General features: G+C 39.8%; 20 protein-coding genes. 13 read left to right on the top strand and 7 right to left on the bottom strand.

Features of this window, described 5'->3' with window-relative positions; translation table 11 throughout:
• Positions 1 to 233 precede the first annotated feature (233 nt).
• From hppD to Q0954_RS17570, 5 genes are all read left to right on the top strand, one after another.
• Complete coding sequence (hppD, locus tag Q0954_RS17590; RefSeq protein ID WP_299458810.1) at positions 234 to 1,361, top strand: 4-hydroxyphenylpyruvate dioxygenase; 1,128 nt, start codon at positions 234 to 236, stop codon at positions 1,359 to 1,361.
• Between the two features lie 165 nt (positions 1,362 to 1,526).
• Positions 1,527 to 1,865, top strand: coding sequence for a hypothetical protein (locus tag Q0954_RS17585; RefSeq protein WP_299458809.1), 339 nt, complete (start codon positions 1,527 to 1,529; stop codon positions 1,863 to 1,865).
• A gap of 216 nt (positions 1,866 to 2,081) precedes the next feature.
• Entirely contained in the window at positions 2,082 to 2,426 is a 345-nt protein-coding gene (locus tag Q0954_RS17580; protein WP_299458808.1) for a hypothetical protein, read from the top strand.
• Between the two features lie 526 nt (positions 2,427 to 2,952).
• Positions 2,953 to 3,576: a TetR/AcrR family transcriptional regulator gene (locus Q0954_RS17575; RefSeq protein WP_299458807.1), complete on the top strand. Its 624-nt coding sequence runs from the start codon at positions 2,953 to 2,955 to the stop codon at positions 3,574 to 3,576.
• A gap of 38 nt (positions 3,577 to 3,614) precedes the next feature.
• Positions 3,615 to 4,094: a DUF962 domain-containing protein gene (locus Q0954_RS17570; RefSeq protein WP_299458806.1), complete on the top strand. Its 480-nt coding sequence runs from the start codon at positions 3,615 to 3,617 to the stop codon at positions 4,092 to 4,094.
• A 135-nt stretch (positions 4,095 to 4,229) separates the two neighbouring features.
• Here Q0954_RS17570 and Q0954_RS17565 read toward each other — a convergent pair whose 3' ends face one another.
• Together Q0954_RS17565 and Q0954_RS17560 are read right to left on the bottom strand one after the other, a co-directional pair.
• Positions 4,230 to 4,565: a n-acetylglutamate synthase gene (locus tag Q0954_RS17565; RefSeq protein ID WP_299458805.1), complete on the bottom strand. Its 336-nt coding sequence runs from the start codon at positions 4,563 to 4,565 to the stop codon at positions 4,230 to 4,232.
• A 210-nt stretch (positions 4,566 to 4,775) separates the two neighbouring features.
• The gene (locus Q0954_RS17560) at positions 4,776 to 5,639 is read right to left on the bottom strand and encodes a DUF2911 domain-containing protein (protein ID WP_299458804.1); all 864 of its coding nucleotides are present in this window, start codon (positions 5,637 to 5,639) and stop codon (positions 4,776 to 4,778) included.
• A gap of 212 nt (positions 5,640 to 5,851) precedes the next feature.
• On the opposite strand from Q0954_RS17560, the gene Q0954_RS17555 reads away from it, so the two are divergent.
• From Q0954_RS17555 to Q0954_RS17545, 3 genes are all read left to right on the top strand, one after another.
• On the top strand, positions 5,852 to 6,769 hold the full coding sequence (locus Q0954_RS17555) for a hypothetical protein (RefSeq protein ID WP_299458803.1): 918 nt from the start codon (positions 5,852 to 5,854) through the stop codon (positions 6,767 to 6,769).
• A gap of 779 nt (positions 6,770 to 7,548) precedes the next feature.
• Complete coding sequence (locus Q0954_RS17550; RefSeq protein ID WP_299458802.1) at positions 7,549 to 9,720, top strand: tetratricopeptide repeat protein; 2,172 nt, start codon at positions 7,549 to 7,551, stop codon at positions 9,718 to 9,720.
• A 9-nt stretch (positions 9,721 to 9,729) separates the two neighbouring features.
• Positions 9,730 to 10,866: a LuxR family transcriptional regulator gene (locus Q0954_RS17545; RefSeq protein WP_299458801.1), complete on the top strand. Its 1,137-nt coding sequence runs from the start codon at positions 9,730 to 9,732 to the stop codon at positions 10,864 to 10,866.
• A 334-nt stretch (positions 10,867 to 11,200) separates the two neighbouring features.
• On the opposite strand, the gene Q0954_RS17540 is transcribed toward Q0954_RS17545, so the two are convergent.
• The 3 genes from Q0954_RS17540 to Q0954_RS17530 form a co-directional block, all read right to left on the bottom strand.
• Complete coding sequence (locus Q0954_RS17540) at positions 11,201 to 11,326, bottom strand: hypothetical protein (RefSeq protein WP_299458800.1); 126 nt, start codon at positions 11,324 to 11,326, stop codon at positions 11,201 to 11,203.
• A gap of 103 nt (positions 11,327 to 11,429) precedes the next feature.
• Entirely contained in the window at positions 11,430 to 12,281 is an 852-nt protein-coding gene (locus tag Q0954_RS17535) for an ATP-grasp domain-containing protein (RefSeq protein WP_299458799.1), read from the bottom strand.
• Between the two features lie 75 nt (positions 12,282 to 12,356).
• Complete coding sequence (locus tag Q0954_RS17530; protein WP_299458798.1) at positions 12,357 to 12,659, bottom strand: hypothetical protein; 303 nt, start codon at positions 12,657 to 12,659, stop codon at positions 12,357 to 12,359.
• Positions 12,660 to 13,461: 802 nt separating this feature from the next.
• On the opposite strand from Q0954_RS17530, the gene Q0954_RS17525 reads away from it, so the two are divergent.
• Positions 13,462 to 14,913, top strand: coding sequence for a DASH family cryptochrome (locus Q0954_RS17525; RefSeq protein WP_299458797.1), 1,452 nt, complete (start codon positions 13,462 to 13,464; stop codon positions 14,911 to 14,913).
• 201 nt (positions 14,914 to 15,114) lie between these two features.
• Here the strand turns inward: Q0954_RS17525 and asnS are convergent, their stop codons facing one another.
• Entirely contained in the window at positions 15,115 to 16,587 is a 1,473-nt protein-coding gene (gene asnS / locus Q0954_RS17520) for an asparagine--tRNA ligase (protein WP_299458796.1), read from the bottom strand.
• Between the two features lie 920 nt (positions 16,588 to 17,507).
• Between asnS and Q0954_RS17515 the strand changes: the two genes are divergently transcribed.
• The 3 genes from Q0954_RS17515 (at position 17,508) to Q0954_RS17505 (ending at position 21,441) form a co-directional block, all read left to right on the top strand.
• Positions 17,508 to 18,566, top strand: coding sequence for a leucine-rich repeat domain-containing protein (locus Q0954_RS17515; protein WP_299458795.1), 1,059 nt, complete (start codon positions 17,508 to 17,510; stop codon positions 18,564 to 18,566).
• 249 nt (positions 18,567 to 18,815) lie between these two features.
• The gene (locus tag Q0954_RS17510) at positions 18,816 to 20,759 is read left to right on the top strand and encodes a YgiQ family radical SAM protein (RefSeq protein WP_299458794.1); all 1,944 of its coding nucleotides are present in this window, start codon (positions 18,816 to 18,818) and stop codon (positions 20,757 to 20,759) included.
• A gap of 160 nt (positions 20,760 to 20,919) precedes the next feature.
• Entirely contained in the window at positions 20,920 to 21,441 is a 522-nt protein-coding gene (locus tag Q0954_RS17505) for a hypothetical protein (protein ID WP_299458793.1), read from the top strand.
• 84 nt (positions 21,442 to 21,525) lie between these two features.
• Here Q0954_RS17505 and Q0954_RS17500 read toward each other — a convergent pair whose 3' ends face one another.
• Positions 21,526 to 22,431, bottom strand: coding sequence for a hypothetical protein (locus Q0954_RS17500; RefSeq protein ID WP_299458792.1), 906 nt, complete (start codon positions 22,429 to 22,431; stop codon positions 21,526 to 21,528).
• A 346-nt stretch (positions 22,432 to 22,777) separates the two neighbouring features.
• Between Q0954_RS17500 and Q0954_RS17495 the strand changes: the two genes are divergently transcribed.
• Positions 22,778 to 23,620 carry a histone deacetylase gene (locus Q0954_RS17495; protein ID WP_299458791.1) on the top strand — a complete coding sequence of 281 codons (843 nt, stop codon included), beginning with the start codon at positions 22,778 to 22,780 and terminating at the stop codon, positions 23,618 to 23,620.
• The last annotated feature ends 70 nt before the right edge of the window (positions 23,621 to 23,690 follow it).

Genomic DNA, 23,690 nt, shown 5'->3' with positions numbered 1-23,690 from the left:
ACAGAGAACAAAAAAGGCTAAAAGCTAACGGCTAAACCTCACGAAGAACAGAAAGGCCAACAGCTCTACAGAGAACAAAAAAGGCTAAAAGCTAACGGCTAAACCTCACGAAGAACAGAAAGGCCAACAGCTCTACAGAGAACAGAAAGGCTAAAAGCTAACGGCTAAACCCCACGAAGAACAGAAAGGCCAACAGCTCTACAGAGAACAAAAAAAGAAAAACACAAATAAATATGGATACAGTAATAGAAACATCAAAAACCACTAACCAACAAGAGTTCTTACCCATCAACGGTACCGATTATCTTGAGTTTTATGTGGGCAATGCCAAGCAGGCAGCCTATTTTTATAAATCAGCTTTTGGTTTTCAGTCGCTGGCGTATGCCGGGCTGGAGACAGGGCTTGCCGATCGTACCTCTTATGTAGTGCGTCAGGGTAAAATTACGTTGGTATTGACCGCACCCATGCAGCCTGGCAACGAAATAACCCACCACCTGGAGCGTCACGGCGATGGGGTAAAGGTGATTGCATTTTGGGTAGAAGATGCCGAAAAATCGTATAACGAAACAGTAAAACGCGGAGCAAGGTCGTTTCTGGAGCCCACCGTAGAAACAGACGAACATGGAGAAATAAAAAAGGCAGGGATTCATACCTATGGCGACACCGTGCACATGTTCATCGAGCGTAAAAACTACAATGGAGTATTTTTGCCAGGTTTCGAAAAGTGGGAAAGCGATTACCAACCCAGCGAAATAGGACTTAAGTATGTAGACCATTGCGTGGGCAATGTAGACTGGGGACAGATGAACCACTGGGCAAAGTTTTATGAAAACGTGATGGGTTTCTCAAACCTGATTACATTCGACGATAAGGATATTTCGACCGACTATACTGCCTTGATGAGCAAAGTGATGCAAAATGGCAATGGTAGAATCAAATTTCCTATCAATGAGCCAGCCCTGGGCAAGAAAAAATCTCAGATAGAAGAGTACATCCAGTTTTACGGGGGAGCCGGTTGTCAACACATTGCGGTGGCTACTGACGACATTGTGCATACCGTGTCGGAGCTGAAGCGTCGTGGGGTAGAATTTTTGTATGTACCCAGCGATTACTACGATACAGTAGGGGAACGCTGTGGCGAAATAGAAGAAGATCTGAAGGTGTTGAAAGACCTGGGAATATTGGTAGACCGTGACGAAGAAGGGTACTTGTTGCAGATTTTTACCAAACCTGTAGAAGACCGTCCTACATTATTTTATGAGATCATTCAACGCAAAGGAGCACACTCGTTTGGCAAGGGTAACTTTCAGGCTTTGTTTGAATCTATAGAGGCAGAGCAAGCTCGTAGAGGTACGCTGTAGTACTATAATATCAAGTAGTTGTATGACTAAACTGTTTTGTGGTAAACTGCGAGATAGTTTAGTTTTTTTCTTTTAACTTTTTTGGCAAAATTTGTAGCAAATAAACGATTACAGCCGTAATCGTTTAAATGTCATAATTCACAACATATAAACAAGTTTTAAAACGTGAAAATTCAACTATCTTCAATTACTTTCTTTGCTTTGTGGCTTACTGTGTTAGTAGCCTGTACAAAACAACCTATGCCTGATCCTGAAACTCCTGTGTCGAACAAGACTGTAGTAGGTACAATAGAGTATACTGGTATGGTAGCGGCTGATGGCTGTGGGTATATTATCCGTACTGATGATGGACAAGTACTGAAACCTCTAAATCTGAGTACTAACTTTCAACAACATGGTACTAATGTGGTGGTGACTTATAACCTGGGAAGCGAATCTTTTTCGTGTGGGTTATTGCCTACTATACTCACAACGATTAATATCATCAATATTAGAAGGATATAAAGAAATAAAACGTTAAAATCAATGATAACAAAAAAGGCGCTAATCAGCGCCTTTTTTGTTTATAAATAAAATGTTGTATAACACAATCTAAGTTTGATTGTTGTATAGAATATAAATAAAAAAACGACTTCTTGCGATGGGTTTGCCCTGAGTATCAAAGCAGGATAAGCTTGAGCGCTTGATGTCAATCTTTTGTCACTTTTAACCAAAAAAATTATGCAAAAAAAAACCGCTTCATTTATTTTCTTTTTACTGTTATTAGTTGTGTCTTATGCTTGCACCAAACAGACGTCATCTTTGTCAACTGCTGAGAACAACAACCAGCATCAAGAAGCCATTGTGGGCAAGGTATTGTACACCGGGTCGGTCGCTGCCGATGGTTGCGGATATGTCATTAGCTCCAACGGCAAAAAACTCAAGCCAGTAAACCTGGATAAGGCATTTCAACAAAATGGGTTAGATATTTCGTTTACCTACCAGACCAGTGATGAAGAGTTTTCGTGTGGTATGCAAGCCACCAAGCTTACTACGATTGACATTGTAAGCATCAAAAAACTATAATAGTATACATACAGCATACCCCTTAGCTCTTATGCAGTACAAACTAAAATGTGCTGCATAAGGTTAAACAGAACTTGTTTGAACCTGTGTGTAGTATGGGTTTCGTTGAATTTTTTACTCAGGTGCGTTCAATCGAGATTTAGTGCGTTTAACCAGTCTTTTCAACCAATTTTAAACATTTAATTGTGCCTTGATATTTGCGACAAAGCTAAGGAATGGTGTAAAAATAAATTATAGTAACGCTAAAATATTTTGTTGCTATACGCGGCACGGCAATATCCAGTGGATATTGAGCGAGCTTGAGGGATGGTCGGCTAATAGCATCGCTATTCGGCTATTTTTTAACAAAGTATAGCCTCAAAAGATGAGGTTAAGAATGCGTATTTATTTTGGTGCCATTCCTAAGAGGTTTATTAAACTTTAGTGGAGCATTTGTACTTTACTTTAGTAAATACTTTCTAATTTTTTTGACATATTAGTACTAATTAACTAATATTGTAATATATAAATAATTAAATGTATTATTTTGAAAGATGTAATTGTAAAAACAGCCATTCGTTTATTCAACCAAAAAGGTTTTGCTCATGTATCTATGAAGCAAATTGCCGATGAGCTAAAGATGAGTGCTGGAAACCTGAGTTATCATTTTAAAACCAAAGAAGTATTATTAGCAAATATTTACACCCGAATGCGCACCGAGGCTGTAAACTATATTTTGCCTGATACTTACCTTACTTTACATCATTTCGAAGAAATTATCCAAAAATTTACCCAACACCAGCAACAGTATGCTTTTTTCTTTCAAGATGTGGTAAACATTGTACGGGCTTACCCAGAAATTGCCACGCAATATCACGAAACCACCCAAAAGCGTTTTGTTCAAGCCCGCCAATTGATTGATTATTATATTGAAACAGAGCGGCTTAAGCCCGCAGACGAAATGGTAAACTATGATCAGTTGATACATGTAGTCTGGATGGTGACTACTTTTTGGGCATCACAGGCACAAATTGCTCAAATGCCTGGTTATACCGTCAATCAGTGCCAGCCTATAGAGTTGTTATGGAACCTGACGATTCCATTGATGACCAAAAAAGGCAAAGAAGAATATAAGCAAATACGAAAGTTTGTAAAGCTTAATAAATCATAAAACCCGGAAAATTTTATTACACAAAAAAACAAGTTATTATGAGAAAGGTAGATCAGTTACTAGACGAGTACGGCGAAAGCCACCAAACCAAGTTTAACAAATTAATTCACTATGTCTGTGTGCCCGCCATTGTGTTTAGCGTAGTAGGTTTACTTGCCTGCATACCCTTAGGCTTTTTGGCGCGCATGTTACCAGCATCATTGGCACCCTATGCTCACTTGGGGTCTGTACTTATTGTATTGAGCCTATTGTTTTACCTGCGTTTGTCAATACCTTTGGCTATAGGCATGTTCTTTTACTCGGTGTTGGTGTTGTGGGGCAACTACCAAATAGTAGCCGCAGGTTTGCCCTTGTGGTTGGTATCAGTGGCCATTTTTGTAGTAGCCTGGATATTCCAGTTTATAGGACACAATCACGAGGGTAAAAAACCGTCGTTTCTCAAAGACGTACAATTTTTAATGGTAGGTCCTGCCTGGATTTTAGGCTTTGTGTTTCGCAAATGGGGCATACCTTATTAGGTAATAAGGCTCAGGTAAACTGCAAGCGATAAGTTTGTTTTCAAGCTTGTCGCTTGTGTTATGCGCCTACACCCTCAAGTTAACATGCTTTATAAGCAACTGTTAGCATGTCAGTATTTACAACTATTCAACTCACTAAACCTCCTCAATTATCGACTCTCCCTCCGAACAATCCCCACTTGTCCACTGCCACTTTTCGTGCAAACGGATTTTGCCATTAGGCAATACCTCCGGCGTAGACACACAACGCCCCGTCATAAACTCCATTTGTTGATTGAGGTGTTGGTAACGCATTTCTATTTGTCCTTGTGCGTTTACCTTGCCTATCAGGTTTCCTTGTTTTATTTGCCCTCCTTCATAACTAGCCGTTATAATGTCCCCACTTTGTTGGTAACGAAAAAGCGTTTCGCTACTTACTTCGCCATTATCGGTATTGTTTACCGAACGAAATTGTTTGTTGTGATAATTCATTATTTATGCTTGTATTTTTATGTTTTGTCTTGCCAAATAATGCTGGAAGAAGCATCAAAAAAATAGTAGATTTACTGTCTTTCATCCATCGTTTTTGAGCACCAACACCTCCACGAATTGTAAAACAATGCCACTCCCTGCTTTTAGCGTTCAGCACCAATACTAAGGAGTGGTAATGCTTTGCCGTCTATCAAAACTTATTGAACAAACCTACTTATTCAATTGCTTTTCCCATTGACTAATTACCTCCTCGTTAAGGCGTACATAATCAGGGTTGCCCGCCTTTTTTGCCTTTGCTATGCTAGTTTTGGCAGTAGCAATGGCTCCTTTATAGTCTTTGAGTTTTCCTTGAATTTTGGCCTTTAGGTGCGCTATCCAATAAGCCGAGGGTGCGAGTGTTACTGCTTTGTCTGCCCAACCAAGTGCTTTGTTTAAGTCGCGGTTGGTGTTGTAATAATACGTGGCAGACTCAAAGTACACGCTAGTAAGGGCACGCTCAGGGTTTTGCATATAACGGTTAATTTTTGCCATTACTTTAGCATCTACATCACTGGTTATTTTGAAAGAAACCACCGTGTTTTCCCACATCAAGTTCAAATGGGCCGCATTGGGGGCAAAATTTGAGAAATCAATCGTAAACGACTCAAAGGTATGTTTGGTTTGAGTAGGAGCTACTTTAAACCTCATCAAATCATTTTTTTCCTGGTATACAGTTCCCCAGGCAATGCCTTTGTTTAAAATAATGGTCCATTCTTTTTTGCCCGGAATGGTATAAAGAGAGTATTTGCCTTTAGGCACTTCTTTGCCCGCGATTTTTACTTTATCGCCAAAAGTTATGGTAGTAGCCATGTTGGCACCCGTACGCCAAATGCGACCGTAAGAAATAATACCGCCAAAAATTTTGCGTCCCTTGATACCAGGGCGCGAGTAAGCAACAGTAATGTCGGTTAAACCCACTTTTTGTTGTAGGGTGGCTTGTGGGCTAGGTGCAGGCAAGCCTATATTTAACTGTGCTTTGGCCTGAAACAATCCGCCCAGGCAAAAAAGGGTAATAAGTAGGGTAATTCTTTTCATTGTGAAAAAACGATATGTTGATTTAAGAATGATTAATTTTGCAGCAAACATAGAGAGTTTATGACAAAAACCTTGTTAAAGTAGTGTTATTTGTAGTGTGCTTAACTTTTCAATAAAAGCTTACGTTTGATTTAAAAATTAACCAAACTAAACTCAAAAACCAAGGTACTCAAGCGCTAAGTACCCCTATCTTTAGTAAGCACGTGATCAACATGGATACAAAAACCAATAAAAGAAGAGAACAAATAGCCAATGCCTGTTGGCAACAATGGTTAGATGTGGGCTATCAGGAACAACAAGCAAACTGGAAAGATTACCAACAACGCGAAGTTTTCTGGAAAGAGTACGAAACCCTCATCAATGAAGCAAGGGGATCATTGGGACAGTTTAAAATATCGCCTGTTAAAGTAGCACAGCCTCCTCTAAAAAGCCCTGCCCCAGCAAACCCACCTGTCAAACTTAGTTTTAAGGGCGACTTTAACTACTCTTTACAATTGCCCAAACAACTGCGAGACAATGCTTTGAAAGGCTTCATCGATAAATTTGCGACCGATAATTCTACCTTGTTTTTTTGGGGGTTGGTGGGCTACGTGATTGGTTTGGCAATAATGGGGGGCAATATGGCCAACACAATCAATTATGTGTGGTACATATTAGGTTGTAGTGCCTTAGTAGGCACCAATTATGGTATAAAGTACAATGAGGTAACCACTGCCTACGAAGTAAGCCCTGAAAAGCTTGGTAAAAGTAGCATATTTGGAGGCTATGTACTGAAAAGCGAAGAAATTCAAAAAGTGGAAATGATCGATGGCAACTTAGTCGTTTATATCTCAAACATTGAAGGAGACGGCTTAAGTCGGGCTATGTTTATTCCAGCTGATGTTGAACACCTTGATGAGCTTGAGCAATATTTGTTGGCGTTGGTAGCCAAAAATCATCGCTTAGCTACCCAAAAAAAGCAAAACAAGTTAATCAAAACAAGGGCGAAAAATACCCCCTCCAAAAAAGCGAAAAAACAACGCAAACAAAAAATGCAAATGCATAAACTAGCCAACCCTCACTTCAAACACCAGCAACAACAACACAAGGGCTTACAAAAGTACCATCAACGAATGCATAGACGAAAGTAGAGGAGTAGTGGTGTGATACATTCCTAGTACTACCGTGTTATTTTTAGGTAATAAATGTGTGAAAACCTCCTTACACAAAGCAGATTTTTTTAGAAGAATTTTTAGGAGAATATATCCCCGAAAAACCATATTTCCGCCTCGGGCAGTGTCTCCACGCCCGATCGAAACCTTGTGCTTTGCAGGCTGCAGCGAGGTTTCTCATTTTTTATAAGAAAGCCCTGTTACACAAAGCCCGCCCTACTTCCTAAGTTATTTGCGAAGCAGGGCGATTTGAAGCTTGAACCCTCCAACTGCTTTATTTCGCCCTGCTGAAACAATCCTTGCCTGTGCGGTGTCATTTTCTTAAAGCTAAAGTTTTGGAAATAAGGTACATAGCAAGATATAGTTTTAGTTGCTTCGGTTTTGGTCACAGAACTGAAGAACTTCCCCCCATGCTCAAAACTTATACGAAAACTGTATATAATAGAATTGCTGTTTTGATAATATGTTAGTTTTTACTATCTTTATTGCTAATATGATAATTTAATTTCATATTTGTGAAAGTGCAATTGCAAAAGCTGTGGGTGATTAGGAAGTTTTGATGCCCAATAGTTGTTGAGCATTATATTATGACAAAGTGACGTTGTAACTTAAGTAGAATGAAGATTGTTAAGTAATAAACTAGTCAGTAATGACGATACGGCTTTTGGTGTATTATGATTAGAAGCTACATTATAGCAAGTACTTCATTTGCAGATAATATATAACTATTGAAAAATACCACGATAACTTATGTAATAATGGAAAAACTGTGGAAATGCTGGGTACTTTTGCTTTGTATTCAAGTATTTGTTCCTGTCCAACCATTCGCCCAAACCAATACGCAACTCAAAATTATAGATAGCCTAAAGGTGCGTGTACAACAGCCTGCTTTGCCCGATACGGCAAAAGTAGATGACTTGAACGAACTTGCGTGGCTATACCGCAACTTTGATTATAACCATTCTTTGCACTATGCCAAGCAAGCAAAAGTACTTGCCCAACAAATAGGTGATGAACTAGGGCTTGCCACTGCTTATAATCGTTTGGCTACCACTTATAACCATCAGGGGGAGTATGTCCAAGCATTAGAAAGCTACCGTAAGGCACTCACAATAGAAGAAAAGATCCAGCACAACTATGGCATTTCTAGGGCTTATAACAACATGGGCATTGTATTTATAAGACAACGTAAATATCAGGAGGCGATTCGATACTTTGAGAAAAGCATTGAATATTTGAGAAAAAGTAAAAAATATAGCAAAGCCAAACTAGCAATCAAAAAGAGGAACTTAGCAGTTTGTTATACAAGTTTAGGTAAGCTTGAAAAAGCGATTGAATACTACCTTGAAGCAATTGATGTTTTACAAAAGACACCAGATGTTTACAAGAGAGGAGAACACTTAGCATCAAATTTATTAGGTCAGTGTTATCTGGGTGTTGGAACATTATACCAAAAAACTAATCATTTCAAAAAAGCCAGAGAGTATACATTGAAAGCTTTAAATACCTTTGAGCGAGAACAAAATAAAAGGATGTTGATTAAAGTCTATACTCAATTAGGGGTTTTGCATTACAAAGTAAGTGACTATGAAACAGCTCTCAAGTACTATCTTCAATCCTTAGATTTGCGAAAAGTGTTGGGAACTGCTCAAAACATTCAAGGGGTATATAGCAATATGGGTTTAACTTATCTGCAATTAGCCAAATTAGATAGTGCCCAGCATTTCCTACAAAAAAGTATCAAACTTTCGCTTGAAAAAAATGATTTCCAGACATTGGCTCAAGCATACAATACCCAAGGTTTGTTATTGACCAAGCAAAAAAAATATGTTTCGGCGGTAGAGTATTTTAACAAGGCGTTGCAATTATCTCACGAGATAAATGATAAGTTTGGCAGGCAAAATGTGCTGGAAAATCTTAGTAACACCTACGCCAAATTGGAACAGTATGATAAAGCATTTCAATATTTTGATGTCTTCAAAAATGCCCGTGATTCGTTGGAAGCCAGTTTTCGAAAGGCGCTGGATTACAAAGACAACTACGAAAAAGAGAAGCATACACGAGCATTAAAAGATGCTGAACTAGCCCGCCTCAAAGAATATTCGTCTAGGCAAACCTTGGCAAACTACTTTTTTGGGGTAGGTTTGCTCTTGTTGCTCGTTATTGTGTTTGGCATTGTAAAAAACTACCAAGAACGTCGCAAAGTGCGCCGCAAACAACAAAAAATAGATAAACTGCTCAACGACCAGGAACTTCTTGCCTTGAGCAAAATGCTGGAAGGACAAGAAAAAGAACGCGAACGGTTTGCTCAAGATGTTCATGATAGGCTAGGGGGGATGTTGTCGGTAGTGAAAATGCAGTTTATTGCCTTGAGTCAGTCGATAGATTGGGGACAACCCGAACATGAGCAAAGGTACGACAAGGCAATGAATTTGCTTGATGAAACCTGTGACTCTGTACGCAAGGTATCACACGATATTTCTGCAAAAGCCTTACAAAAATTTGGGTTGGTATCTGCACTTACCGACTTGAAGGAGAATATAGAAGCTATTCAAAGTTTAACCGTTTACTTGGTTACTGTAGGTTTTGGAAGGCAACGCTTACCCGCTAAGTATGAAGTACAAGTCTATCGTATTGTGCAAGAGCTTTTAGGAAATGTATTGAAACATGCGGGTGCTACTGAGGTAGACATACAATTGTATTGGAAACATGAAGAAGCGAATTTACACATCAGTGTAGAGGACAATGGGCAAGGCTTTGATGTGGCAGAAGCCCAGGCAAAACGCGGCATTGGGCTGGTGGGGCTTGAATCGAGAGTGAAGTCGCTTTCAGGAACATACAGTATAGACTCAAGCCTTGGTAAGGGTACTACAGTGATGGTAGATATACCTGTGTCATTTGCAACCAATGATATAGCAGAAATTAAGTAGCTCAATTTTATGCAAAGTCAAAAAAAAATTAAAGTAATAATAGCCGATGACCACCACATGGTACTCGATGGTTTAGAAGCATTGATTAAATCAACTGAGGACATAGAAGTAATCGGGCTTGCTTATAATGGGCACCACGCTTTTAAACTATTGGAACTGAATCAACTAGATGTAGACATTGCAGTGTTAGACATAGACATGCCTGTGCAAGATGGGCTGGAAACTACCCGAAAAATAAGGGCTGAATACCCTAATATCAAGGTGTTAATTTTGACCATGCACAACAACGAGTCTTATATCAAAGAGACTATTGCGGCAGGGGCTTCTGGTTATATTCTCAAAAACAAAGGAAGCAACGAATTGGTCAACGCCATTCGCGCTATTCACTCTGGCGAAGAGTATTTTAGCAAGGCAGTAACCGATACCCTTATTAAAAGTATTCAGGAAAGTAAAAAAGCCAAACCAAACCCTAAGGTAAAGTTGACTAAAAGAGAAAAGGAAGTACTCGCCTTGATAGGCGAAGGAATGACCACTAAAGAAATAAGTAAGCAGTTGTTTATAGCAAACACTACAGTAGAAACTCATCGTAGGAATTTGATAGACAAGCTGGGAGTAAAGAATAGCAAAGAATTAGTGTTATATGCAATAAAAGATGGTTTTAGTGCTTCACGTTCTGATAGTGGCAAGTCAGTAAGACTTAATCGTCCATTTTTAAATACCTCCCGGCTTGATTTATTAACCCGTAAAGAGAAAAAGGTGTTGTTGCTCATTGGAGAGGGGCTAAGTACTAAAGAAATAGCCAAAAAACTGTCAATTGCTGATAGTACTGTAGAAACTCACCGAACCCATTTGATAGAAAAGTTGCAGCTTAATACAACTAAAGATTTAATTATATATACAGTGGTAAATAAACTCTTGGAAAGCCCCCTGTTAACGGTAGAAGAAGTAAGCCTGAACACACAAGAAGAAAAAATACTTTCCTTGATAGGGCAAGGATTAAGCTCTAAAGAGATTGAACAACTCACCTCTATTGCCGCCCACAATGTAGACACTTATCGCCGAAATTTGATTAGTAAATTGGGGTTAAACAATTCGAAAGAACTTATCAGACATGCTATAGAGCGAGGAGCAGCTAGTTTTAGTTAATCTTTATCCTAAGTTTTTGAAAAAAAATCCTAAGTTTTTGAAAATAAAATAAAATTTATTTATTCACTTGCTAAGTGATTTGTTATTAGCTGTTTATGTTATTTTTTTCTCAAAAGTGTTGAGTTTTACTACAAGGAAAATCCTCAAAAGTGGGGATAAAAGAAGCATATATTTATAGTAGTTTTGTGTAAAGGTTATTTCTAAATAACCAAGCTTAGATCGAATCAAGACTATTATTCATATATAATAAAAAAAGAGGAAGAGAATCTCGTACATTCTCTATCCTCTTTCTAAAAAATGCTTAAATCATAAGCATTCAAGTAAAACAAAAAAATCACATTGCTTCAACTAACTTTGAAACAAGTTTTTCAATCAAAACCACTGCTACAGTGGAGCCTATAAAAAGAAGAACTCTTTGCAGAGTCTTTTTAAATTTAGGCTTTTCTTCCTTTTTATTCATACATAATAATTGTTTAAGTAAACTACACTATTATTATAGTGTAGCAAAATTGCGCTTAAGGTAAGAAAAAAAGTATTAATTCCCCTCCAAACTATTCCCTATTTTAAGTCAAATTTCCCAAATTTTCTTTTTTTATAACCCTCTTCCACATCTCCCAACCATTCACCCCCGCATACCCCGCTTCCTGAGCATCGTTACATTCAATAATCACCCAGCGATTGCTGGCAGTGAGCGCAAGGTCTATGACCAAAAAAGGGACTTGTAAGCGTTGGGCAGCAGTGTGGGCAATGTCAAGCGCAGCATCTTGTTGAGCATTTGTCCAGGTGTATTGGGCAAACTGTGACCAGTAGTGCCCAGCACCCACCAACTCGCCTTGCCACCAAAATGTTCGAAACTCAAATGAAAGCGGCACCTTATTCGGGGCTTGTTGCTCTAGCTTTTGCAAAGGAACATACTCACGGCACACCAGTTTTTGCCAGTGCAAAATGTTATTTTGTTGGTAAGCTGCCAAAATGCGGGTAAGATCGTCGAGTGTGTGGGCAATGGCAAGGGTAGGGTTGTGCTGGGCGGTTTGGCGGTTGCCCTTGATAAATACCGGTAACTCAAAGTGTCTCATAATTTCGTCAGGAGTAGGTACTTGTTCAAATACAATACTTTGAGGGGTAAACTCGGCAATGATAGGGTACCAATGTTCCAGTGCACTGGCAAGTTGATGTTGGGTAGGAGAGTTTACCAAAGCAAACCCGTACTGTTGTAGTACTTCATAAGTGTGTGTATAGTTGGCAATGGCTCCTAACCTGGCTACAGTAGGTACAGTGCCAGCAATACGAGGGCGGCTTACCTCAAACAATGGAGTAAAACTGAAGTCGTATGCTGGGACATTCAATTTTTTGGCAGCAATCCAGCAAGCGGATTCTACACAAAAAAAATCAATGCCTTGAAGTAATTTGTCCATAGTAGGCAATACTTGTTGATTGTTAAACAAATATAATCTACACTATGGACATTAGTTAAATGGAATACAAACCTTTTATACAGTAAGCAATTCTACTGTGCACAATTCTTTGCACACCGAAAACACTACCCGCTCAAAGTATTTGATCTGAATAGTAAACTGAGGTTGGTAATCTTGTTGCATTTGAGCAAGTTTTGTATTTACCAAGGTTGTTTTTACTACAGCTTCCACGTCTGTGGGTGAATAATTGTTGAAATGACCTTTACTACAAAATTTTGCTACTACCTTTTTTATTGCTTGTTGATATTGCGTGCTGTTTAACAACTCCTCAGGGTTGTTTTTGAGCAAGTCATACGCTTTTTTTTGTGAAGGGTTCATGTCCTTTAAGTTGAATCAGTTTTTAGTGTAATTGCCATTCAATAGGGCAATAGAGTTGGGAAAACGACGAACAGTGTGCAGGGCTTTAGGTGAAGGATATTTATAAAATTAGTAGATGCTTGTTCGCCATCGAGATTTTAATTAAAAACAAGTATTCTATAGCCAGATGTACTTTATCATTGGCTGATAACTGAGTGTTTTTAAATATGCAGGTAGCATAAACCCTTGGCAGCTGTATGTGTTGGTATTACTATTTGCAGGGATTTGCTATCTTGTAGACTATCGGTAAGGTCAAAGTCAGATTGTTTACTGTTTTGTATAATATATCGTATTGGCACAGTAACAATTAAGTAACTTACCAAGGCAATACTAAAACAAGGCATTTGGGCATATTTTTACCTATGACCAATCAACGCCTTTCTTAACAGTCTATATCTTCCTTTGAATGTCTTTGGTTGTTGCACCCGTGGTTTGAGTAGGTGACTTTTTAATTTGTATCATGTGTTTATTTTGCCTGTTGTAATAAGTAAATAAAGATGCTAAATATAGCCCAAATAGCTATCTAATTATATTTGCCTGAAATTAATATTGTAAAATTAGTACATTTTTCATTAATCATGAATTTTTTATTAAAAACTTGTCATTGATAGCAAAATTAATTGAAATCACTATGTTTTTTAATTGTTTATTTACTGAGTAGCTTTTGCTTCAATAAAATATTCTTAAATTTCTAAACTTTCAATTATTACAAAACATTGCTCCTGTACACTTGGTTGCTTACAGAACACCTACTAATAAATGTATGGAAAATAAGCAAAAAATAAATAATCTCCGCACCCGGGTAAAAATTGTTTGGTTTAGAAACGATTTGCGGGTACATGACAATGACGTATTGGCAAAAGCTGCGAATGATGCCGACTACCTGTTGCCTGTCTACTGTTTTGACCCCCGTCAGTACGAGACTACTTCTTTGGGCTTTGCCAAAACTGGTGCTCATCGTGCCCGGTTTCTGATAGAAACCCTGGCCAACTTGCGGGCAAACCTGGAGGCAAAGGGCAGCGGCTTGGTGATAAGGATAGGCAAACCAGAAGAGGTAATTGCTGACTTGGCTAAAACTACCCAGGCTAAAGTGGTATATGCCAGCCAGGAGATAGGCACCGAAGAAGATGCTATTGTAAAACAACTCGAAAAAAGACTATGGAAAAACCAGGTATTTTTGGAGTTGCTTTGGACAGGTAACCTCATTCATCCGGCAGATTTACCCTTTCCTTTGAATAGCTTGTCTAATGTGTTTACCGACTTTCGCAAAGAAATAGAGCAAGGACTGAAAGTGCGCGAGGCAGTGACAATCCCCGATGCCTTGCCTTTGTTGCCCCCCGGAGTGGAGGCAGGGAGTTTACCCCAAATCACTGATTTGGGCTTGACCCATACCACACCCGACACCAGAGCAGCCCTACACTTTAAAGGGGGCGAAACGGCAGGTTTGCAACGCATAGAGGAGTACATCTGGCAACGAAGTTTGCTTCAGGATTACAAAGAGACCCGCAATGGTTTGCTGGGAGCCGATTATTCTACCAAGTTCTCTCCCTGGTTGGCCAACGGAGCCATTTCTGCCCGAATGGTGTACCACGAGATAAAAAAATATGAGCATCAAGTGGTCAAAAACAAGTCTACCTATCATTTGGTGTTTGAGCTGCTGTGGCGCGAGTATTTTCGTTTGGTGGCACGCAAATACGGACACCGTATTTTTGTAAAAGGGGGGATCAAAGCCAAAACTGATGTAGACATGGCATCTAATCGAAAACGTACTTTTAAGCGCTGGAAAAACGGCGAAACGGGCATTCCTTTTATAGATGCCAACATGCGGGAGCTAAACGCTACTGGCTTTATGTCGAACCGGGGCAGGCAAAACGTGGCAAGTTACCTTGCCAAAGACCTTAAAATCAATTGGGTACACGGAGCCATGTACTTTGAGTCGCAATTGATAGACTATGATGTGAGCAGTAACTGGTGCAACTGGAACTATGTAGCTGGGGTGGGCAACGACCCTCGCAAAGACCGTTACTTTGATATACCCTCGCAAGCCAGCCGCTATGATGCCAAGGGTGCTTATGTAAAACATTGGTTGCCCGAATTGGCAAACCTACCCGAAAACAAAGTACATGAGCCACATCAACTAAAGGCCACCGAACAGCAGGCCTATGAGATGATTTTGGGGCAAGATTACCCCAAGCCTATTCCTTGTAAAAAATGATGTTGGAACGGGGAAAGGATGTTTTTACTGCCTTGGTATAAATAAAAACCCCAGAGCGAAAAACCTGGGGTTTGATTAATATATATCAACTAACGTTCATTGATTTAAATCACTTAAAAATCAACGCCTTATACGCTTGCTTAGTTGCGCAGATCAGCCGCGGACTTGTCGCTAAAAGCTTGAGGCTACATAGGCATCGCCTTAAAACTTAGCATTACCTGGAGTACGTGGGAATGGAATCACATCGCGGATGTTTGCCATCCCTGTAATAAACAAGATGAAACGCTCGAAACCTAAGCCAAAACCACTGTGGGGCGCCGAACCAAAACGACGAATGTCCAGGTACCACTCCATTTCTTCGTGAGGAATCCCCACTTCAGTCATGCGGGTCATCAAGCGATCAAGGTCATCTTCGCGTTGCGAACCACCAATGATCTCGCCAATGCCTGGTACCAATATGTCCATGGCACGCACGGTTTCTCTGCCTTCTTCTTCACCCTCGTTTTGCTTCATATAAAAAGCCTTGATGTTGCGAGGGTAATCATACACAATCACAGGTTTTTTGAAGTGCTTCTCTACCAAATAGCGCTCATGCTCCGATTGCATGTCAATGCCCCATTCTACCGGAAACTTAAACTTCTTCTTTTTATGTGGTTTAGAGTTCAGCAAAATATTGATTGCCTCGGTATAGCTCACCCGGGCAAAGTCGTTGGCAGCCACAAATTCAAGCTTTTCCAGCAAGCCCATTTCGCTGCGCTCGTTGGTAGGCTTCCCATTGTTTTCTTTGGTAAAGCGCTCATCCAAAAATTTAAGGTCATCCTGGCAGTTTTTCAGCACATACTTAACCAAGTATTTCAAGAAATCTTCAGCCAGGTTGTGGTTGTCTTCCTGCTCATAAAAAGCCATTTCCGGCTCAATCATCCAAAACTCCGCCAGGTGACGGGTAGTGTTAGAGTTTTCGGCACGGAAGGTAGGACCAAAAGTATAGATCAATCCAAGCCCCATAGCGGCAAGTTCGCCTTGCAATTGTCCCGATACTGAAAGATTGGTAGGTTGCCCAAAGAAATCTTTTTTAAAATCAACCTTACCTTCTTCGTTTTTAGGAGGATTGTCTAGAGGTAAGGTTGTTACCTGAAACATTTCCCCGGCACCTTCAGCATCCGAACCTGTAATAATAGGCGTGTGCAAATAAAAGAAGCCGCGATCGTTGAAATATTGATGGATGGCGTAAGCCGCCGCATGGCGTAAACGAAATACGGCACTAAAGGTATTGGTGCGCATGCGTAGGTGTGCGTTTTCACGCAAAAACTCCATCGAGTGTTTCTTAGGCTGAACGGGGTATTTTTCGGGATCGGCTGCGCCCAAAATCACTACATCGCTTGCTTGTACTTCACAGCTTTGTCCAGCACCCTGAGAAGCCACCAAATTACCATTAACCTGAAGACAAGCACCCACGGTGATTTGATTCAAAACATTGCCATCCAAATTACTGGCATTGACTACAATCTGTATGTTTTGAATGGTAGAACCATCGTTAAGGTGTACAAAAAACACCTCTTTGCTGCCTCGTCGGTGACGCACCCAACCCCGTACCGTAACCTCGCGGTCATATTCGGTAGAAGCCAGCAGTTGCTTGATGCTGCCCTTCTTGGTACCCGTTAGGACTTGCTCCATATTAGTTAATATTAAATTGGTGAATAAATAAGGCTATAGGCTTGAATTACAACACTATAGCTAACTAAGAAGGCAAAGGTAAGGAATTTTGCCTGTAAGATTCAAATTTGAATTGTTTAATTGTCAGATTGCCGTAATTGTTGCGCAATAGAAGTAAAATCAACCCTAAAAAGTATACAAAGTGTCCTAACTTGTTGAGTTCAGCACAGTAAAATTATAGCTTGAGTTTTTCAAAAGTACCATCATCGTTTAAGCGTATGCCCTCACAACAACGATGGTACTCCGTTAGCCAACGGAGTGTCCAGCCAAGCAAATTCAACATTATAGTTGGGCGTTAGGAGACAATAGTCAGTAGCCTTCGCTTTATACTTACTACTTGATTATTTTTTAGACATTCATATTTAGCTTGAACTTTCTACGATAGCACACGTGGGGATGACATGCACCAACGGTGATGTAAACGTTTTGATAGGTGTTTTTGCAAGAGCTAACTATGCTAGGATAGTATACTCAAAATTTATATCTTTTGGGGTATTTTTCACCTTAGGAATTGTTCAAAAATAAATTTACACTCTGAGGGGTGATTTTTCGCCTTGATACTTCGTTATTTTTATTGCCCGTAGCGCTGCTATGGGCGCAAAAAATAGCCTCGTCTCAAAACAAAACCTCTACCTCAAGAATGGTAATTTAATTTCTCACCATTCCTTAGGAACGATGCAAAAATAAATTTCTATAGTAACGCTAAAATATTTTGTTGCTAGACGCGGTACGGCAATATCCAGTGGATGTTGAGCGAGCTTGAGGGATGGTCGGCTAATAGCATCGCTATTCGGCTATTTTTTAACAAAGTATAGCCTCAAAAGATGAGGTTAAGAATGTAAATTTATTTTGGTACCATTACTTAGTATAAATCAAAAATTATGAAAACTTACAAAGAGTTGTTACAATTGGTAATAAGGAGATTATGTATCATGTTATTTTTGGGGTTAACCAACTACCAAGTTTCTCAGGCTCAGTCATCTTTGGCAAAGGCTTTGAAAACACCAGATAGGACTACTACTCTTTATTTGAACAGAGAAAATCTCACCGCTTTATCAGAAAAAATTGGGCGTTTAAAAAACTTGCAAATGCTAGATTTAAGCTATAATACACTTTCCAGTTTACCCAAAAGTTTGGGCAATTTAAAAAGCTTGGAAAGACTGGACTTGAGTGGTAATAAATTTACGAAGTTGCCTGAAGTCATTGGTCAATTAACAAGTTTACAAAAGCTGATTTTAGCCCAGTCTCAAATTACCAGTTTCCCGAAAAGTATTCAAAACCTGAAAAAACTCTGGAGTTTAAACTTGTCAGCTATTCAAACAACCCAACTCCCTACAAATATTGAGCTTATCACAAGCTTAGAGAAACTACAGGTGGAGGCTGGCTCACTTACTAAGTTACCGAAAAACATTGGTAAGTTGACAAATTTAATAGAACTCAAGTTGAACCATAATCAGCTTATCAGTTTGCCTGAGAGCTTGGGTGATTTGAAAAACTTAAAAAAGCTCATTTTGTATAGCAACAAGCTTAAATCATTGCCAGCAACAATTGGTCAATTGAAAAATCTAGAGCTTTTATCTTTGGGTGATTTTAGGGGTACCAATGAGTTAACTGTTTTACCCGAAAGTATAGGGCAACTCAAGAGCTTGAGAGAACTCCATTTGACAGGAAATAGACTTACTAAATTGCCTAAAAGTATAGGGCAACTCAAGAGCTTGAGAGAACTCCATTTGATGGGATGTGGGCTTACTGATTTGCCAGACAGCATAGGGCAGTTAGAGAACTTGGAAGTGCTCTATTTGTCAGGAAATAAACTTACTAAATTGCCCAAAAGTATTGGCAAGTTGAATAGGTTAAAAAAAATATATGCCCCCAAATCACTAGAGAAAGAAAAAGCAAAGATAGAAAAATGGCTTCCCAACTGTGAGGTAATCTTTTAACGCATTGTATTACAAGGTATGCTTCATGTTGGTTGCAGAGAATGATTTTTAACCAGAGGCTTACCACTTTACTCAATGGTTTGATGATTGGTGTTGACTTGCCAACTATCAAACCATTGATTCGTTATTCTGCTCCATTCAATCAAACATTTTGTCTTTATAACTTGTTTCGACTCGTTAATATGGCATGTTTTGCCAGAAGCTTACATCTACTGGCTAACAAAGCCAATTATTCACTAACTTTGCATTATGAATAAAGGACAGAAAGACATAAAAAAGACTCATATAAACGAAAGACCCATTACCGACTGGCTCCCCATTACTATGAAAGAAGTAGAAAAACGAGGGTGGGAGGAGTTGGATGTGGTGTTGATTTCAGGCGATGCTTATGTAGACCATCCGGCATTTGGTCCGGCTGTGATTGGCCGAATTCTCGAAAATGCGGGTTATAGGGTGGCCATTATCCCACAACCCAACTGGCGTGACGATTTGCGTGATTTTAAGAAGTTTGGCAAACCCCGCTTGTTTTTTGGAGTTACGTCGGGCTGTATGGACTCCATGGTAAACCATTATACCGCAGCCAAACGCCGCCGCTCTACCGATGCTTACACTCCAGGTGGAGAAGCAGGCTTTCGCCCCGACTACGCGGCAAGTGTGTATACCAAAATCTTAAAAAAGTTATATCCCGATGTGCCCGTATTGGTAGGGGGTATTGAAGCTTCGCTGCGCAGAGTGACTCATTACGACTATTGGCAAAATAAGCTTTTTCCGAGTGTGCTCGAAACCAGTGGTGCCGACATGTTGGTATATGGCATGGGCGAACAGTCGTTGCGCGAAATACTCAAGCTGGCCGAAAAAGGGGTGCCTTTCTCTTCTATGCGCACCATCCCTCAGACTGCTTTTATGGTAAGCGAAGATGAAAAAATGCCCCGCAACAAAAATTGGAAAGACGTAGAAATAAACGGGCATGAAGACTGCTTGAAGGACAAAATAAAGTACGCAGCTAACTTTAAGGTAGTAGAACAAGAGTCTAACAAAGCCCAGGCAAGGCGTATTTTGCAAAAAACAGGCAAGCGTACTTTGATCATTAACCCACCTTACCCTCCTATGGAAGAGGCAGTGATAGACCACTCATTTGACCTGCCTTATACCCGCTTGCCCCACCCCAAGTACAAAAAAAGAGGCGCAATACCAGCCTACGAAATGATCAAGTTCTCGATCAACATGCACCGGGGTTGCTTTGGAGGCTGTAGCTTTTGTACCATCTCGGCGCACCAGGGCAAGTTTATTGCTTCTCGCTCCAAAGAGTCTATCATGAAAGAAGTAGACGCCGTAACCAAAATGCCAGATTTCAAGGGCTACATAAGCGACTTAGGAGGACCTTCGGCCAATATGTATAAAATGAAGGGCAAGGTGCAGGAAATTTGTGACCGCTGTGTGGCTCCTTCGTGCATTCACCCGGTAGTATGCCATAACCTTGACACCAGCCACAAGCCATTGACCGAGATTTATAAGGAAGCCGCCGCCCATCCTTCGGTCAAAAAAGCCTTTGTAGGGAGTGGCATTCGTTACGACTTGCTGGTAAAGGGACACAACAAGGTGGGCGATGATGACGACATGGAGGAGTACATGGACAACCTGATCCAAAACCATATATCGGGGAGGTTAAAGGTAGCACCTGAGCATACGTCTGACAACACTTTGAAGATTATGCGTAAGCCTTCGTTTAAGCACTTCCACGATTTTAAGAAACGTTACGACCGCATTAACAAAAAGTATGGCAAAGATCAACCTCTGATTCCTTATTTTATATCGGGGCACCCTGGTTGCGAAGAGGAAGACATGGCAAACCTGGCATGCGAAACCAAAGACATGGGCTTTCAGCTTGAGCAGGTGCAGGGTTTTACGCCTACGCCTATGACAGTGGCCACCGTGATTTATTATGCAGGGGTACACCCGTATACTCTACAGCCTACTTATACCGCCAAAAGCGAAAAGGATAAAAAGAACCAGCATTTGTTCTTTTTTTGGTATAAATCGGAAAACCGCCGCCGCATTGCCGACAAGCTAAACAACGTGAACCGACCCGATATGTTGAAAAAATTATTGGGCAAACCCCAACCTGAAAAAAAGACCAAAACTGATGACCGTAAGAAACAATATCAGAGAAATAAAAATAAAAAAAGAAGGTGAAAGTTAGGTTATGTAAGTGTTTTTTAACTACCTGATTACCTGGGAGTAATGATGTTTTATCTGGAATTATTATCAAAATTGAGAACAATATTTCCTTAACTCTCGTTATTGCTGGCATACGAACTTTAATTATTGACCTATTAAAAAACACTTACATTTTATGAAACTGAATACTCAACACCTATTTTTTTCATTAGCCCTTGTTTTTACTTTTTGCTTTTTAGCACAAACCAATGCCCAGGCCCAGGCAATGAAGCCTTGGAGCTGGAAGAAGTACAGCATTAAATGGAAAATGCCTTCTAATTGGACAGCTAAAGACAAAGGAGGACGTTCTGGTAAGTTTACCGCTGCCGGAGGAGGAGTTTCTTTTCGTTTAAAGCCCTGGCGCGATGCTTCAGCTTCGGCAAAGCAAGTAGCCATGAGAGCTTACAGAGGTGCCACTTCGGTACAACGTAAAAGAATCATCAGCCAACAATACATGACTAGCAAAGGTGGTTTGAAAAAGTATATGATCCTTGCAGAAGGATGGCAAAAAGGTAAAAAAGTAAGAATTGGTATTATGGGCTTTATCAACCCTAAATCTCCTGTAAACTTGTATTGTCGTTTCTTATGGTGGGCAAGCCAGGATTCTAAAAACAACCCTATTTCTTACCGGGTAGCGCAGAGTTTTTCTGCAATGTAAAAATAGATACGATCAACCTATACTTATACAAAAAAGCCTCTGTTCATGACTCGAACAGAGGCTTTTGCTTTTTATCACTTCTATTTAGCTTTCTTCTTGCCAGTAATTTTCCTGGCTAAAATCAAGAATTTCTTCTTCGGTCACTAACAATTGCCAATCAGGATTTTTCTCAAAAGCTTTGCCTTCTGGTATATCCAGGTTGACCCGTTCGAGAGGGTTGCTAGTGCCAAAAATTTCTAATTGTCTTTCTTTGATAAATCCCTCTTTCTCTGGGTAAAGGCTACTCTCTTGCCAGACCTCTTCATAACAAGCCTGACACTCATTACCCAACATAGCCACACATCCACATACTTCACAGGCAGTAAAACTATCAAACAGTGCTTTGATATACACAGCATCTTCAAAACGGGCAGGCATATACTTAAGTAACCAATACCAGTTATCTATATCGTCGGTAAGGGTAAAAGTTTTGCCAGTTTTTAGTTGAATTTTTAAGGCAGTTTTGGTCTCATTCAAATGGGCTGCTTCTACTTCTTGCCATTGAAACGATTCTTGGCTGATTTTTCCGTGATTAGACACTTCGTAAGTTACTTGATAATTGGTAGCCTCGATAATGTCCAAGTAGGTTTTATTTTCGTTTTGGGCTAAAAAATCCTGCACATACTGGTGATCAAATTTGGTAAAATATGAGGGGATAGACTGAAGAAGTTCGTGCCAGAAGGTAGCGTTTTGGTCAAGTTTGAAAACTTTGCCCTTGATGTCGGTAAAAATTAAAGTGTCTTTTGATTTGTTGAGACGTATATCCTGGAGGTTTTTCCAGTAAACAGGGGTATGCTCCAGGGTAGGTTGTGCATTATCTTTTTTCCTTACAATATTGACCAACGTAAAGCCTTGGTCGTTGATGTCTTTGATGATATGCTCTTGGGGAGTTTTATAAAAAAACAGGCGGTAAATAATAAAAATAACGACTATCGTGATGACTATATCCATAGTAAACCAATGAGTAATATTTTTTGCACAAATGTAGTAGTTTTAGCCATTCACCATCAACTTTTCGCAGGTTTTATATCTTCAGCTATTTTTTATGCAACTTTGATTTTGCCAATATTTTCAAAACTTCGTTCTTGTGTTTGATCAAATTTTTTAGAATTAACCAAACAAGTGATTCTACACCTTTCTCACCGTCAGGTCAAACACTTGATTGAGCGAAAATGACAAAAACAACCTTGGTTAGACGCCAGTTTATAACTTTCCCTACATTCAACTGTATGTGATGTTGAAAGGTACTTATACCAGATAGTGGGAATGAATGCATTATAAATTTGAATTATTTGAAATGAAAATTTTTTACAACAAACAACAAACAGTCCGCTCTATCATCAGTGATTCTCCCAGTGCAGGAAAACCCAAACTCGTTTTGCAAGCCTGGAAAAAGTTGGGGTACCCCATAGAGATAATGAAAGTTCGCCCTTTGACTGTAGACGAATTGTGTTTGGCTCATGACCCTTCTTATGTACGAGGTGTTTTGAAGGGGAGTATCAAAAATGGGTTTGATAACAAAAATAAAGAAATAGCCAAGAGCTTGTTATGGACTACAGGTAGTTTTGTTAGTGCGGCTGCCCATGCTTATCAACACCGTGAATCGACATTTTCGCCCACCTCTGGTTTTCATCATGCCTGTTACGATCAGGCTGCGGGTTTTTGCACTTTTGCTGGTTTAACAATTGCCGCTATTCTGATGAAAAAGCGTTTTGGAGCAAAGAAAATTGGTATTTTAGACCTCGACTCTCACTCAGGCGATGGTACCGACCAAACCTTACATAAAACAGGACATGAAAATTTAGTTGAGCATTATTCACTAGGGTACGAAGATGTGAACATTTACAATAATGAACAATGGCTTGCCAATCTGCCCGACTTGATTCGTAAACGTTTTAGTGATTGTGAAGTGCTTTTTTATCAAGCGGGTGTCGATTGCCACATGGATGATCCGTATGTTGATAGTGGTGAGTTTACCACTGAGCAAATTGCGGAACGAGAAAAAATTGTATACACCACTTGTCGAGAGCTAAAGCTACCAGTTGTGACAAATTTGGCAGGGGGGTATCAAAAACCAATTGAAAAAGTAGTTCATCTACATAACCTAACCGCAATTGCCTTTCATGAAGCAAATCAATGAAAGTGTAGCGAACGGTATAAAGTACAAAAAGCCTTTGGTGCAGCGAACCAAAGGCTTTTTGTATATAAAC

This window comes from uncultured Microscilla sp. (assembly GCF_947493425.1).
Lineage (GTDB): Bacteria > Bacteroidota > Bacteroidia > Cytophagales > Microscillaceae > Microscilla.
This window is presented reverse-complemented; position numbering and strand designations above follow the sequence as displayed.